We start from the raw sequence: 13,439 nt of genomic DNA on the forward strand, positions 1-13,439 counted from the left end.
CGAGCCCCGACGTCGCCGGGGCTCTTTCCTTGCAGGGCGGCCCGGGGCGCATCAACGCCCCTAGGCCAATCCCTTCACCGAGCCTTTACCTCTGACCACAGTTGCTGAAAGGTCTGCAGTTGCTGACCGGACAGGCTGGGGGTGAAGACAAGCCGCGCCATGTCCTCTTCGCTGGGCTGGGTCGGCGGCTGGGTCAGCACCTCGTCGAGATGCGGGCGCGCCGCCTCGTTGGGGCTGGCGTAGTAGTTGTAGTTCGACAGCTGGGCACCGATCTCGGCGTCCAGGATGAAGTCGATGAACTTGTGCGCGAGCTCCGGGTTGGGTGCCTCGGAGGGGATGACCATGGAGTCGACCCACATCTCGGCGCCTTCGTCGGGAATCACGAAGTCCAGATGTTCGAAGGTCTCCGGGTCCTCATCCTTGAAGTACAGGTAGTCGCCGTTGAAGGACATGCCCACGTGGGTGACGCCCCGGGCCAGCTGCTGCAGGGTCGGTGTGCCGTCGGTGAAGCCCGAGAAGTTGTCGCGATTCTTGGTCTCGATCAGCAGTCTGGCGGCATTCTTCAGGTCATCCAGGCCGCTGCAGTCGAAGTTCGCGCCCAGGTAGGCGCAGGCGCTGCCGGTGGCGACCTGGCCGTCCTGGATCATCGAGAACGGATAGTCGCCGTTGACCTCGGGGTCGAACAGCAGCGACCAGCTCTTGGGCGCATCGGGGAAGGTCTCGGTGTTGTAGACAAGGCCCGTGGTGCCCCACTGGTAGGCGGCGGAGTACTCGGCACCGGGATCGAAGCTCGGATCCTTGAACTGCGCCATCAGGTTGTCGAAGTTCGGAATCTGCGAGCGGTCGAGCTTCTGGATCAGGCCGGTCTCGATCATCCGCGGAATGTAGTAGTTCGACGGCACCACGATGTCGTACTGGGAGGTGCCACCGGCATTGAGCTTGGCGATCATCTCCGGGTTCGAGTTGAAGTAGTTGGTCACCACCTCGACGTCATACTTTTCCTCGAAGGCCTCGATGATCTCGGGGTCCATGTACTCGGTCCAGTTGAACAGGTACAGCTTGCCCTCTTCAGCCTGGGCGACGCCTGCGAGCATGGCGGCTGCCACGGCGAGCCCCAGGGCGCTGCGAGTCTTGTTGAGCATCGTTGCTTTCTCCTTGTATTGCTTGGTCTTGTCTGGGTACGTCAGGTGTTGATCGATCTGTTCCGAGATCGCCTCTGTGTCCGCCGATGGCACAGGCATCAGGCCTTGCGCCGATTGACGACGAGGCTTGCCAGGGCGGCCAGCGCCACCGCCGCGATCATCAGTGTGGCGATGGCGTTGATCTCCGGTGACACCCCCTTCTTGATCGCGCCCCAGATATAGATCGGCAGGGTCGCGCTCTCCGGGCCGGAGGTGAAGAAGCTGATGACGAAGTCATCCACCGACAGGGTAAAGGAGAGAAAGAAGGCCGATATCAACGCCGGCTTGATGGTCGGCAGCATGAAGTACACCACCCGCTTCAAGGGCGAGGCATACAGGTCCTTGGCCGCCTCGAACAGGGACGGATCCAGACCCACGAAGCGCGAGTAGACGATCAGCGCGACGAACGGAATCTGGAAGGTGACGTGGGCGATGATCATGGTGCCCAGCCCCGGCCCCAGGAGCCCGGTCAGCTCATTCACCTTGACGAAGAAGGCCATCTCCGAGATACCGAAGACGATATCCGGCAGCACGATCGGCAGATAGATCAGCACGATCAGCCAGCCCAGCTTGCGGTGACGGTGGCGATACATGCCATAACCGATCAAGCAGCCGATCACCAGGGCGATCAGCGAGGACGTCAGCGCCAGCACCAGGGTGTTGCCGAAGGCGCTCATGATCTGGTCATTGGCGAACAGCTGGTGGTACCAGCGCAGCGACAGCCCGGTCATGCTGGCCGCGCTATTGGCGGCGTTGAAGGAGAACAGCACCACCACCGCCAGCGGCAGGTAAAGAAACACCAGGGTCAGCCACCAGAAGGCGCTCAGACCTCGCTTGAGTGTGCGCTTTCTCATATCACCACCTCCTCACCGCCGCCGAGTCGCTTGCCGATCCGGCGCATGGCATAGAGTCCGGCGAAGGTCGCCAGCAGCATCAGGATGGCGCCGGCGGCGCCCAGCGGCCAGTTCGACCCACCGGAGAACTGGTTGGCCACCAGATTGCCGAGCATCAGCGCCTTGCCGCCGCCCAGCAGTTCCGGAATCACGTACATGCCGAAGGCCGGAATCGCCACCAGCACGATCCCGGCGAGCAGCCCCGGCAAGGTCTGGGGAAAGACCGCGTGCAAGAACGCCTTCACCGGGGTGGCGTAGAGGTCCTGGGCGGCCTCCACCTGGGCGGTGTCGAGCTTCTCGAAGGCGGCGTACAGCGGCAGCACCATGAACGGCAGAAAGTTGTAGACCAGCCCCAGGGTCACCGCGAAGTTGGACGGATACAGCCCCATGTTGGGGGCGATCAGCCCCAGCGACTCGGCGACGCTGGAAAGCGGCGTACCCGGCGCCAGCAGATTCATCCAGCCGAAGGTACGGATGACCTGATTGGTCCAGGACGGCACCACCACCAGCAGCAGCATGATCGGCCGCCATTTCGCCCGGCAGGTGGTGATGTAGTAGGCGATCGGATAGGCCACGATAACGACCAGGCCGGTTGCCACCAGGGTCTGCCACAGCGACCTCAACAGGGTGTAGAGGTTGCCCGGGCTCCAGCCCAGAAAGCCAAAGCCGGCAAGCTGCTTGAACGAATCGAGCGACAGCGGCATCTGCGGCAGGCCATAGGGCCCGTTGGTCATGAAGGCCACGCCCATCAGGTAGGCGCTGGGCAGCACCAGAAAGACGATGATCCAGGCCGCGCCGGGTGTCACGGTAAAGAGAAGATGGCGCGCTTCTCTGACCATGCCCTGGCTGCGTCCGAGGACAGCGGTATCGGTCATGACATGCCCCCTCAGTTGGCCACGGTGACGAGGTCTTCCGGGGCGACCACCAGGGTCACCTCGTCGCCGACCTCGGGCAGTCGGCGCCCGCGATTGTTGATGGTGGCCTGCAGGGTGGTGTCACCGACCGCGAGACGGAACTCGGCGTGGCTACCACGATAGAGCCGTTCGGTGATCCGCCCGACCAGGTGGTTCACCCCTTGATGACGCCCCAGACGCACGTCCAGCGTCTCGGGGCGAATCAGCAACAGCTCGCCGCCTCCCTGCTGTGGCGTGTCGAGGTCGGGCTCGAGCTCCAGCTCGCCAAGCTCGGTGGTCACGCGCTGGCCCTGTCGGGCGCTGATCGGATAGAGGTTCGCATGGCCCATGAAACGGGCGACAAAGGCATTGACCGGGCGCTCGTAGACCTCCCGAGGTGGCCCCACCTGCTGGATGGTCCCGCCATTGAGCACGGCGATGCGATCGGACATCACCATGGCCTCGTCCTGATCATGGGTCACGAAGACGAAGGTCATGCCCAGGCGCTTCTGCACCCTCAGCAATTCAACCTGTAGCTGGCTGCGAAGGCCGGCGTCGAGCGCCGACAGCGGCTCGTCCAACAGCAGCACGTCGGGCTCGCAGACCAGCGCCCGGGCCAGGGCGATGCGCTGACGCTGTCCGCCGGAGAGCTGATCGATGCGCCGATCGATCAGATCGCCCAACTGGATGAACTCGGCGATGCGCTCGACCCGTGCCTCGCGCTCGGCACGATCGACACCGCGCATCTTGAGACCGAAGGCCAGATTGTCGCGCACCGACAGGTGGGGAAACAGCGCGTAGGACTGAAACACGGTATTGACGCTGCGATGGTGCGGCGCCACCTCGGTGACGTCGCGCTCACCGATGGTCAGGCGTCCCTGATCGGCGTCTTCCAGACCCGCCAGGATGCGCAGCAGCGTGGTCTTGCCACAGCCCGATGGGCCCAGCAGGGTAAAGAACTCGCCGGCCTCGATGGTCAGATCGACGCCATCGAGCGCCACCGTACTGGCGCCGAAGCGCTTGTGCAGGCCCTGCATATGGATCGCGGAGGCGGTCCGCTCGGAGCCGTCGGCATCGACGCCCGGGCGTACGCCATCATGGGGTTCATCCCGGCGCTGTGAGTGACGCTCGGCGGTGGAGGTCTCGGTCATAGGGGCATTCCTCGTCGTTGTCGGCAGCTCACAGCCGATCGCGAAGCTTGTAGAAGTGGGTGGCCAGCAGCAACAGCGGTGTTCTCAACAGGCGACCGCCGGGGAAGCGACGATGGGGCATGGCGGCAAAGACGTCGAAGCGCTCGCTCTGCCCGGCGATGGTCTCGGCCAGCAACTTGCCGGCCAGTCCCGCCATGGCCATGCCATGACCGGAGTAGCCTTGCGCATAGTAGAGGTTGGCGGCCAGTCTGCCGAAGTCCGGGGCGCGATTGAGCGTGATGGCCACGTCACCGCCCCAACGGTAGGCGATCTCGACATCATCGAGCACCTTGAACAGGCGCCGGATCTTGCCGTCGATGCGCGCCTCGAGCCCCTTGGGCGGGCGCCCGTCGTAGCTGACTTCACCGCCATAGATCAGGCGTCGATCCGCCGACAGCCGATAGTAGTCGAGCACAAAATTGGCATCGGCCAGGGCGTCATTCTTCGGCAGCACCTGGGCCGCCTGCTGCTCGCTCATCGGCTCGGTGGCGATCAAGTAGTTGGCACAGCGCATGATGCGCCCGCGCATCTCCGGCAACAGGTCGATGCCGTAGGCGTTGGTCGCCACCACCACGCTATCGGCGGTGACCTCTCCGCCGGCGGTCTTCACCCGGGCAGGCTCGCCTTTGGTCACCGCGGTGACCGGGCTGTGCGAGTGGAAGATCGCCCCCGCCTGCTGGGCGGCCCTGGCCAGGCCGAGGGTATAGTTGAGCGGATGCAGATGCCCGCCCTCGGCCTCCCACAGGGCCGCCGGGTAGGCGTCGGTGACCACATGTTCGCGCAGCGACTGCCCTTCGCGCCATTCCAGCGCCTGGTAGTCGTACTTGTGCGCCATGGTCTCCTGGAAGGCGCGCAACTCGCGCACATGGCGCGGCTTGACCGCCGCATGCAGGTAGCCCCAGGCAAGGTCGCAGGGAATGGCGTGACGCTCGACCAGCTGTGCGGTCAGGCGCACCGCTTCGCGGCTCATTTCCCAGATATCGCGGGCCGCCGACAGGCCAAGCGCCTGTTCCACGGTGTCCATGTCGGTACCGAGCCCGGGCAGGATCTGGCCGCCGCTGCGACCGGAGGCGCCATGGCCGACGTCATGGGCTTCCAGCACCACCACCTTGTAGCCTTGCTCGGCCAGATGCAGCGCCGCCGAACAGCCCGTCACCCCGGCCCCGATCACACAGACGTCAGCGCGAATGTCGCCCTCGAGCCTGGATGTCGGCAACAGCTCGACCCGGACGGAATCGCGGTACCAGGAGGCGGCCTCGGACGTGGAGGAATCTGTCATAGAGAGTCCGTATTGGTTGCGCAATGCGCTTGTTGTTATTGAATCTCGCACCTTCGCATGAAGGTGACACCGACAGTGTGCCACTTTCTCGCCACCAGGCGTCAAGTATCCAATAACACTAAATTCCTGACTTCAACGTCAGCGATTCGATACCTAAAGCGGCTGACGCACCAACATCAACACTTCACGTCACGCATCCCGCTCGATGGAAGTCGCCTTGGCGACGCTCACGCTTCGAACGTAAGCCGGCGCGCCCGGAAGCGCTCGAATCCAAGATGCCAGACGTGGAAAACTCAACGCAGAGCAATGACAGAGCGTCAGTCTCTCGTTTCATCGCCAAGAGTATAAGCGAGACATCATGTCAGCGAAGCGAAGACGTTGGCGGTTTGATCAAAGATCCAGGAGGCGCCATCAGTCGCCTGACACACCCGCATCGCTCTTCCCCAGCGCCGCCAGAAAGGCTTCCAGCACCCGATGCGGGCGGCGGTCACGGCGGGTGATGGCGACGAAGGGCGTCTCGTAGGCGGCGCTCTCGGAGCACAGCTCGCGCAGTCGTCCCTGCGCGACCCAGAGATTGGCGTGGTGATCCGGCAGATAGCCGATGTAGGCCCCGGTCAGGATAAGAAAGGCCGCGCCTTCCCGGTCGGAGGCGGTGGCACTGGGCTTGAGCCCGACATGGCGCTCACGGCCGGCTTCCGACAGCGGATAGGACGGTACCACGGCGTCCCACTGCCCCAGCGCCTGCCACCCGCCCAGCGCCACCAGCGCCGTCGATGGCTCGGCAAACAGCGGATGCCCCCGGCCACAGTAAAGCCCGGAGCGTTCGCTGTAGAGCGCCTGGCTATCGACGCTGGCAGGCAGGTTGACCGCCGGAACGACACCGACATGCAGGCGTCCGTCGAGCACCCCGCGGGCGATCTCGCCGGGAGGGTCCATGTGCATGTTGATGCGCACCTCTGGGCCCTGGGCCTTGAGGCTTGCCAGGGCATGGGTGATACGCATCTCGGGTGAGCTGACCAGGGTATCGGTGATGCCGATATTGAGTTCGCCGCGCAGGCTGTGGTGCAGCGCATTGACCTCGGTGCGAAAGGCTTCCAGTCCCGACAGCAGACGCCGGGCCCCTTCCAGCACCTCGCGGCCTTCCTCGGTCAGGGCGAAGCCGCCCCGCCCCCGCCGACAAAGCTTGAGCCCCAGGCGCTTTTCCAGGTCGCCCATATGCAGGCTGATAGCCGAACGACTGATGCCAAGCTCGTTCTCGGCGGCGGAAAATCCACCACACTCGGCCACCGCCTTGAACACCCGCAATAGACGAATATCGAAGTCGGTGACCGGGCTCTGCCGGCTCACGCGCTTCCTCCGCCGGACCGCCCCCGGTCTGCGCAGGCAGGACAGCGTGGATCGCGCCCCAGCCGATAGTGACGCCACTCGCCACTCAGGCCGTCGAAGGTGGCAAGCCCCCGGTGGGGTCTGCCGGCCCCGGACAACAGCTTGACCGCCTCCAGCGCCTGGAAGCAGCCGATCAGCCCCACCAGCGGCGAGATGACGCCACTCTCGGCGCAGGACAGGGCCTCGTCGCCCTGATCATCCGGCGGATACAGGCAGGCGTAGCAGGGACTCGTCTCGTCACGCGGGTCGAACACCGCCAACTGCCCGGAAAAGCGGATCGCAGCGCCGGAGACCAACGGCACCCCGGCGGCGACGCTGGCCGCATTGATGGCGTAGCGGCTGGAAAAGCGATCGGTGCAGTCGAGGATGACGTCGGCCTCCCGCGCCGCCTGGACCAGCTCTTCGGCGTCCAGATGGCGCTCGATGGCGCTGACCCGGCAGCTTGCATTGAGGGCGATGGCAGACTCGGCGGCCGACTGGGCCTTGTTGCGTCCCAGGTCCTGCTCCTGGTGGGCGATCTGGCGCTGCAGGTTGGAGATCTCGACCACATCGGCGTCGGCGATGGTCAGCTGTCCGACTCCGGCGGCGGCCAGGTATAACGCCACCGGCGAGCCCAGGCCACCGGCACCGACGATCAGTGCGCGCGACGCCAGCAGGCGCTCCTGGCCTTCGATGTCCACCTGGGGAAGCATGATCTGGCGGCTGTAGCGCAGCAGGTCCTGGTCATTCATGAAAACTCACTTGTCCTCGAACTCTTCGATATCCGGCACGTGCAGGGCAAAATCTTCCTTCACTTCTTCCATCACCACGTAGCTCTTGGATTCCTTGACCCCGGGCAGGGTCAGCACCACGTCGCCAAGTAGCTGACGATAGGCGGACATCTCGGGAATTCTGCACTTGAGAATATAGTCGAACTGCCCGGACACCAGGTGGCACTCCTGGATCTGCGGCAGCTTCGACACGGCTCGACGGAACTCGTCGAACACCGCCGGGGACTGGGTCTCCAGACTGATCTCGACGAACACCAGTAGATTGGCCTTGAGCATGCGCGGGTTGAGGATCGCCTTGTAGCCACGGATCACCCCGGAGCGCTCGAGGCGCTTGACGCGTTCCAGACACGGCGTGGTGGACAACCCCACCTGGGCGGCGAGATCCACATAGGACACCCGGGCGTTTTCCTGCAGGCAACGCAGAATCTTCAGATCGATACGGTCGAGGGAGCGGTTCTTGGTTTTCATTGTGGTCCTGAACGCTGGTCTGACGGCGAGGGGCACGCAAGGAAAGAATCGACCAAAAAGGCCTGGTCGCAAAGCATTTCACGACAATCTCTCGCGCCCAATCGCTTGGTGGCAAAACATTTTACTGATAATCAGTATCACATGCCCCCAACAGACTCCAGTCCCTGCTTCAACGTTGCCTGCCCCACTGCCCCAGCGTCACCCGAGGGTGGCCCCCCAGGTCATGCACGCTGTCGCAGCGAACATAGCCCAGCGCTTCAAGATGCTCTCGCACCCGCTCGGCCTGCTCGTAGCCGTGTTCCATCAACAGCCAGCCGCCCGGCTGGAGGAAGCTCCGGGCGCGCTCGGCGATGGCAAACAGATCGGCCAGGCCATGGTCGGCGGCCACCAGCGCCGAGCTTGGCTCGAAGCGCACATCGCCCTGCCCCAGGTGAGGATCCTGCGGGTCGATATAGGGCGGGTTGGCCACGATCAGGTCGAAGCGCTCGTCATCGAGCGCATCGAACCAGTCGCTCTGGCGAAATCGAACCGCCAGACCATGTCTCTCGGCGTTGCGCCGCGCCAGCGCCACCGCCTCAGGGGACAGATCGACGCCCTCGACCCGCCAGCCGGGGCGCTCGCTGGCAAACGCCAGGGCGATGGCGCCGGTACCGGTGCCCAGGTCGAGCAAGGCGCCGGGCTGGGCGTCGCTCCTGGCATCGGCCCGGGCCAGCGCGGCCTCCACCAGGGTCTCGGTATCGGGCCGGGGAATCAGGGTGCTGGGCGAGGTCGCCAGGGCCAGTCCCCAGAATTCACGTTCGCCGGTCAGGTAGGCCACCGGCATGCCCTGGGCACGTGCCGCCACCCAGGCCTCGAAGCGGGCCCGGGCCAGCGTCGCCATGGGCTTGTCGCCCCAGGTGTAGAGCCAGGTGCGGTCGACCTTCATCGCCGCCATGGCCAGCACCTCGGCGTCGAGTCGCGGCGTCGGGCTGCCGGCGGCCTCGAGGCGGCGGGTCGCCCGGGCGATCAGCACATCACAGCGCATCAGCCGTCCTGTTGCAGGGCGGCGAGCTGCTCCGCCTGGTACTCGTGGATCAGCGGATCGATGACCTCGTCGAGGCCGTCGCCGGTGACCACTTCGTTGAGCTTGTACAGGGTCAGGTTGATGCGGTGATCGGTGATCCGCCCCTGGGGGAAGTTGTAGGTACGAATGCGCTCGCTGCGATCGCCGGAGCCCACCAGCGAGCGACGGGCGTCGGCCTGCTCCTGGCGCTGACTGTCCTGGGCCGACTGCTTGAGCCGCGCCGCCAGCAGCGACATCGCCTTGGCCCGGTTCTTGTGCTGACTGCGCTCCTCCTGACACTCCACCACCACACCGCTGGGCAGGTGGGTGATGCGGATCGCCGAGTCGGTGGTGTTGACGTGCTGACCGCCGGCGCCGCTGGAGCGAAAGGTGTCCACCCGCAGGTCGGCCGGGTTGATGTCGATGTCACTGACCTCGTCGGCCTCGGGCATCACCGCTACGGTGCAGGCCGAGGTATGGATGCGGCCTTGGGATTCGGTGGCGGGAACCCGCTGAACGCGATGGGCACCGGACTCGAACTTGAGCCGAGCGTAGACGCCCTCGCCCTTCACCCGAGAGATGATCTCCTTGTAGCCGCCCTGCTCGCCGTGGCTGGCACTGACCACCTCGACCTTCCAGCCCTGGTTCTCGGCGTAGCGCGAGTACATGCGAAACAGGTCGCCGGCGAACAGCGCCGCTTCGTCACCGCCGGTTCCCGCGCGCACCTCGAGAAAGACGTTACGCCCATCATCGGGATCCTTGGGCACCAGCAGACGCTTGAGTTCGGCCTCCAGCTCCTCGAGCTTGGCCACGCCCTCCTCGCGCTCCATCTGGGCGAGCTCGCGCATGTCGGCGTCGGCGTCCTCGGCCATCTGCTCTGCGGTGGCCACGTCTTCCTCGACGCCACGATAGCGGCGCCAGGCGTCGACCAGCGACTCGAGCTCGGCGTATTCGCGGGAGTAGTCGCGAAAACGTGGCTGATCGCTGATCACGTCGGGCTCCGACAACAGGGCAGAGAGTTCCTCGAAGCGGTCGACGAAGGCATCGAGGCGCTCACGCAGAGAAGCTTTCATCGGCAAATCCTTGAAATCATGTAAGAAGGCGCATTGCGGTCAAGCCAGGCCCGGCTAGTTCCGGGACTCGGGCTCGCCCAGCAGCAGTTCGACGGCAGCCTCGAGCAGGTCCTGGCGCTCATCGGCGGCGGCACCACGCAGGGCCAGGGTGGGCTGATGCATCAGGCGGTTGGTCAACTGGTGGGCCAGGCGACGCACCACGGCCTCGGGATCCTCACCCTTGGCCAGGCGCTCCAGCGCCTGGGTCTGGGCCTCGTCACGCAGCCGTTCACCCTTGGCACGCACGTCGCGGATCACCTCGCCGGCCCCGCGCACCCGGCGTTCCTTGTGCCAGTGGGTCACGCCGTGCTCGATCAGCGCTTCGGCCTGGTCCGCCGCCACCTGGCGGTGACGTCGGTTTTCCTCGATGACCTCGTGCAGGTCATCGACGGTATAAAGGAAGATGTCGCTGAGCTCGCCGACCTCTGGCTCGATGTCGCGCGGCACGGCGATATCGACCATGAACACCGGACGGTGGCGGCGACGCTTGAGCGCCCGCTCGACCATGCCCTTGCCAAGAATCGGCAAGGGCGCCGCGGTGGACGAAATGACGATGTCGGCCTTTTCCAGGGCGACGGGGATCTCGTCGAGGCTGATGGCCTGACCGCCCAGGCTGCCGGCCAGGGCACTGGCCCGCTCGCGGGTGCGGTTGGCCACCGTCAACTGGTGCACCCCGGCTTCATGCAGGTGGCGCGCCACCAGCTCGATGGTCTCGCCGGCACCGATCAACAGCGCCCTGGCGCGCGAGAAATCGTCGAAGATTCGACTGGCCAGACTGACCGCCGCGTAGGCCACGGAAACAGGGTTCTCGCCGATGGCGGTCTCGGTGCGCACCTGCTTGGCCACCGCGAAGGTATGCTGGAAGAGCCGCTCCAGCTCCCCACCTAGCCCGCTGGCGTCCCTGGCCGCCTGGTAGGCATCCTTGAGCTGGCCCAGGATCTGGGGTTCGCCCAGCACCATGGAATCGAGACCCACGGCGACGCGCATCAGATGGCGCGCGGCGTCGCCTTCCAGATAGTGGTAGGCGCAGTGCAGCAGGTCCTCGCGGGGCAATGCATGAAACCGGCTCAACCAGTCGAGCACCTCGCTCTCCCCGCTCGACTCGGTCACGCAATAAAGCTCGGTGCGATTGCAGGTCGACAGCACCGCAGCCTCATGCACACTCGGCAGCGCGCGCAGCTCGGAGAGCGCCCGGGTGAGTTGCGAGGGGCCAAAGGCCACCTTTTCGCGCACCTCGACGGCCGCGGTTCGATGGTTGATGCCAAGGGCAAGCAGGGTCATGCGTTCGACGTCTTCATCAGATGATGTCCGGAGTGGCCAACCAGGCCGCTCCTGCAAGGCGCATATCCTACCATAGGCAGCTCTGACCTCGCTCCCCCGGGCATTGACCTTTGCCAAGACTCTCCAAGCCGTTATGCTGAGAATTCTCATGGAGAAGATGACGCCTCAATGCCCCCGAACGCGCGCCACGGAAAGCTGACCTGCACTCTGGCCACCCTGTCACTGACGGCGTGGCTCGCCGGCTGTCAGAGCTTTTCCTACAGCCCAGGCAGCGCGTCACAGGCTGACCCCATGGCCGGTGCTCCACCGATCACCCGTGGACTCGATGCCGACGGCCTGTCGACGCTGCTGATTGCCGAAATGGCCGGTCAGCGGGGCGACTATCGACGCGCCACCGAAGGCTACCTCAAGGCAGCCGAGCGCTATCACTCCGCTGCCCTGGTCGAACGCGCCACCCTGGCTTCACGCTTCACCGATGACACCACCCTGATCGAACGCGCCGCTCGACGCTGGCAGGAGCTGGCGCCCGAGGCGCCGGTGGCCGCCCAGATCCTGGGCAACCTCGCCGGTGGTCGCGGCAACTGGGACGAAGCCCTGAAACAGCGGCTGATCGCCGCCGATGACGGCACCGACATCACTCGCTTCGTCGATACCGCCCTGTCCAGTGGCGGCGATCCGGTGGCGCTCGCCGCCACCCTCGAACAGGCGCTCGACGAGCCCACACTCCCAGAGTCGAGGAAAGACGACCTGCGCCTGGCGCTGGCCCTGACCGACTCGGCCCAGGGGGATCATGAGGGCGCCCAGCGACGAATTGCCGCACTGGGAAACGACAGTCGCGATAACCCCCAGCGGATTCTCGCCGAATCACGCATCGCCCTGGACGCCGGCAAGTACCACCAGGCCCGCCTGGCGGCCAAACGCGGCCTCAACCTCTCTCCCGGCGACCCCCGCTTTCTGTTGCTGATGGCGCGGGCCGACATTCGCCTGGGCAACCTGGTGTCGGCCGAGAGCAGCACCGACACCCTGCTCGAGACCCGTGGCGACAACCCCCTCTTGCGGGTCGGCCTGGCCCAGCTCTATCTGGAAGAAGGCCACCACGACCCGGCGCGCCGGCTGCTGCTGCCGCTGGTCGATGATCCCCAGGCACCCAGCGCCCTCTATCTATTGCTTGGCAGCATCGCCGAGCAGGAAGACGAGGTCGACAACGCCCTGCTCTACTATCGCCGGGTACCGCCGGGCCCTGACTTCCTGCTGTCGCGACAGCGCGCGGCCAGCATGCTGATCGAGGCCGACCGACTGCTGGACGCCCGGGCCTTTCTGCGGGTAGAGCGGCTGCGTCACGACGACGCCTATACCGGCCTGGTCATCACCGAAGTGCAACTGCTCGACCAGCAAGGTCTCGAGCCCGAGGCCGAGGCGCTGCTCAACCGTGAGCTGGCGCGCAGCCCCGAGGATGGCGACCTGCGCTACTTCCGCGCTATGCGTGCCTGGAGCGAAGGCGACCTGGACACCTCCGAACAGGATCTGCGCACCCTGGTCGAACAGCAGCCGGACAACGCCGTGGCGCTCAATGCGCTCGGCTACACCCTGGCCGATGCCGGCGATCCGGATGATCTTGACGAGGCCAGGCGACTGATCCAGCGGGCCTACGAGCTCTCGCCGGACAACCCCGCCATCCTCGACAGCCTGGGCTGGGTCGCCTACCGTGAGGGCAAACCGGAGGTTGCGCTACCCTGGATCGAGCGCGCCTGGCGCGAGATCGCCGACCAGGAGGTCGCCGCCCACCTGATCGAGGTGCTGTGGGACCTGGGCCAGAAGCAGCGCGCACGCGAGCTGTTGCAAGAAGCCCAGCAACGTTTCCCCGAACGCCCGCTGATCGTCGATCTCCTCGATCGGCGCCCCGAAATCAGGCCTGAGCCAACGGCAACAGCGCCTTGACCGCCC

12 protein-coding genes are annotated in these 13,439 nt (G+C 65.4%); 1 reads left to right on the forward strand and 11 read right to left on the reverse strand.

Translation table 11 applies throughout. From position 1 onward, the window contains the following. Positions 1 to 74: 74 nt before the first annotated feature. The 11 genes from NFG58_RS13045 to hemA all read right to left on the reverse strand — a co-directional run bounded on the left by NFG58_RS13045 (position 75) and on the right by hemA (position 11,495). Entirely contained in the window at positions 75 to 1,142 is a 1,068-nt protein-coding gene (locus NFG58_RS13045; RefSeq protein ID WP_124803803.1) for a spermidine/putrescine ABC transporter substrate-binding protein, read from the reverse strand. Between the two features lie 98 nt (positions 1,143 to 1,240). After that, positions 1,241 to 2,035 carry an ABC transporter permease gene (locus NFG58_RS13050; RefSeq protein ID WP_348826683.1) on the reverse strand — a complete coding sequence of 265 codons (795 nt, stop codon included), beginning with the start codon at positions 2,033 to 2,035 and terminating at the stop codon, positions 1,241 to 1,243. Continuing rightward, the gene (locus NFG58_RS13055) at positions 2,032 to 2,949 is read right to left on the reverse strand and encodes an ABC transporter permease (RefSeq protein ID WP_348826684.1); all 918 of its coding nucleotides are present in this window, start codon (positions 2,947 to 2,949) and stop codon (positions 2,032 to 2,034) included. Before NFG58_RS13055 ends, NFG58_RS13050 begins: the two co-directional genes overlap by 4 nt. Before the next feature lie 11 nt (positions 2,950 to 2,960). Continuing rightward, entirely contained in the window at positions 2,961 to 4,118 is a 1,158-nt protein-coding gene (locus NFG58_RS13060; RefSeq protein WP_222569730.1) for an ABC transporter ATP-binding protein, read from the reverse strand. 28 nt (positions 4,119 to 4,146) lie between these two features. Beyond that, positions 4,147 to 5,436, reverse strand: coding sequence for an FAD-binding oxidoreductase (locus tag NFG58_RS13065; protein ID WP_348826685.1), 1,290 nt, complete (start codon positions 5,434 to 5,436; stop codon positions 4,147 to 4,149). A 411-nt stretch (positions 5,437 to 5,847) separates the two neighbouring features. Then, the gene (locus NFG58_RS13070; RefSeq protein WP_348826686.1) at positions 5,848 to 6,783 is read right to left on the reverse strand and encodes a LysR family transcriptional regulator; all 936 of its coding nucleotides are present in this window, start codon (positions 6,781 to 6,783) and stop codon (positions 5,848 to 5,850) included. Beyond that, complete coding sequence (gene moeB, locus NFG58_RS13075) at positions 6,780 to 7,553, reverse strand: molybdopterin-synthase adenylyltransferase MoeB (RefSeq protein WP_348826687.1); 774 nt, start codon at positions 7,551 to 7,553, stop codon at positions 6,780 to 6,782. Before moeB ends, NFG58_RS13070 begins: the two co-directional genes overlap by 4 nt. Positions 7,554 to 7,559: 6 nt before the next feature. Continuing rightward, positions 7,560 to 8,060 carry an Lrp/AsnC ligand binding domain-containing protein gene (locus NFG58_RS13080; protein ID WP_045995158.1) on the reverse strand — a complete coding sequence of 167 codons (501 nt, stop codon included), beginning with the start codon at positions 8,058 to 8,060 and terminating at the stop codon, positions 7,560 to 7,562. Between the two features lie 169 nt (positions 8,061 to 8,229). Beyond that, positions 8,230 to 9,084: a peptide chain release factor N(5)-glutamine methyltransferase gene (gene prmC, locus NFG58_RS13085; protein ID WP_348826688.1), complete on the reverse strand. Its 855-nt coding sequence runs from the start codon at positions 9,082 to 9,084 to the stop codon at positions 8,230 to 8,232. Continuing rightward, positions 9,084 to 10,175 carry a peptide chain release factor 1 gene (gene prfA / locus NFG58_RS13090; protein ID WP_108448942.1) on the reverse strand — a complete coding sequence of 364 codons (1,092 nt, stop codon included), beginning with the start codon at positions 10,173 to 10,175 and terminating at the stop codon, positions 9,084 to 9,086. Before prfA ends, prmC begins: the two co-directional genes overlap by 1 nt. A gap of 54 nt (positions 10,176 to 10,229) precedes the next feature. Then, on the reverse strand, positions 10,230 to 11,495 hold the full coding sequence (gene hemA / locus NFG58_RS13095) for a glutamyl-tRNA reductase (RefSeq protein WP_213229693.1): 1,266 nt from the start codon (positions 11,493 to 11,495) through the stop codon (positions 10,230 to 10,232). A gap of 168 nt (positions 11,496 to 11,663) precedes the next feature. On the opposite strand from hemA, the gene NFG58_RS13100 reads away from it, so the two are divergent. After that, positions 11,664 to 13,433: a tetratricopeptide repeat protein gene (locus NFG58_RS13100; protein WP_261395448.1), complete on the forward strand. Its 1,770-nt coding sequence runs from the start codon at positions 11,664 to 11,666 to the stop codon at positions 13,431 to 13,433. Positions 13,434 to 13,439 lie beyond the last annotated feature (6 nt).

The organism is Halomonas sp. RT37 (assembly GCF_040070525.1).
Taxonomy (GTDB): domain Bacteria; phylum Pseudomonadota; class Gammaproteobacteria; order Pseudomonadales; family Halomonadaceae; genus Halomonas; species Halomonas litopenaei.

Coding starts and splice junctions, on each gene's coding strand:
- NFG58_RS13045 (WP_124803803.1), bottom strand. CDS start 1,142: ATGCTCAACAAGACTCGCAGCGCCCTGGGGCTCGCCGTGGCAGCCGCC.
- NFG58_RS13050 (WP_348826683.1), bottom strand. CDS start 2,035: ATGAGAAAGCGCACACTCAAGCGAGGTCTGAGCGCCTTCTGGTGGCTG.
- NFG58_RS13055 (WP_348826684.1), bottom strand. CDS start 2,949: ATGACCGATACCGCTGTCCTCGGACGCAGCCAGGGCATGGTCAGAGAA.
- NFG58_RS13060 (WP_222569730.1), bottom strand. CDS start 4,118: ATGACCGAGACCTCCACCGCCGAGCGTCACTCACAGCGCCGGGATGAA.
- NFG58_RS13065 (WP_348826685.1), bottom strand. CDS start 5,436: ATGACAGATTCCTCCACGTCCGAGGCCGCCTCCTGGTACCGCGATTCC.
- moeB (WP_348826687.1), bottom strand. CDS start 7,553: ATGAATGACCAGGACCTGCTGCGCTACAGCCGCCAGATCATGCTTCCC.
- NFG58_RS13080 (WP_045995158.1), bottom strand. CDS start 8,060: ATGAAAACCAAGAACCGCTCCCTCGACCGTATCGATCTGAAGATTCTG.
- prmC (WP_348826688.1), bottom strand. CDS start 9,084: ATGCGCTGTGATGTGCTGATCGCCCGGGCGACCCGCCGCCTCGAGGCC.
- prfA (WP_108448942.1), bottom strand. CDS start 10,175: ATGAAAGCTTCTCTGCGTGAGCGCCTCGATGCCTTCGTCGACCGCTTC.
- hemA (WP_213229693.1), bottom strand. CDS start 11,495: ATGACCCTGCTTGCCCTTGGCATCAACCATCGAACCGCGGCCGTCGAG.
- NFG58_RS13100 (WP_261395448.1), top strand. CDS start 11,664: ATGCCCCCGAACGCGCGCCACGGAAAGCTGACCTGCACTCTGGCCACC.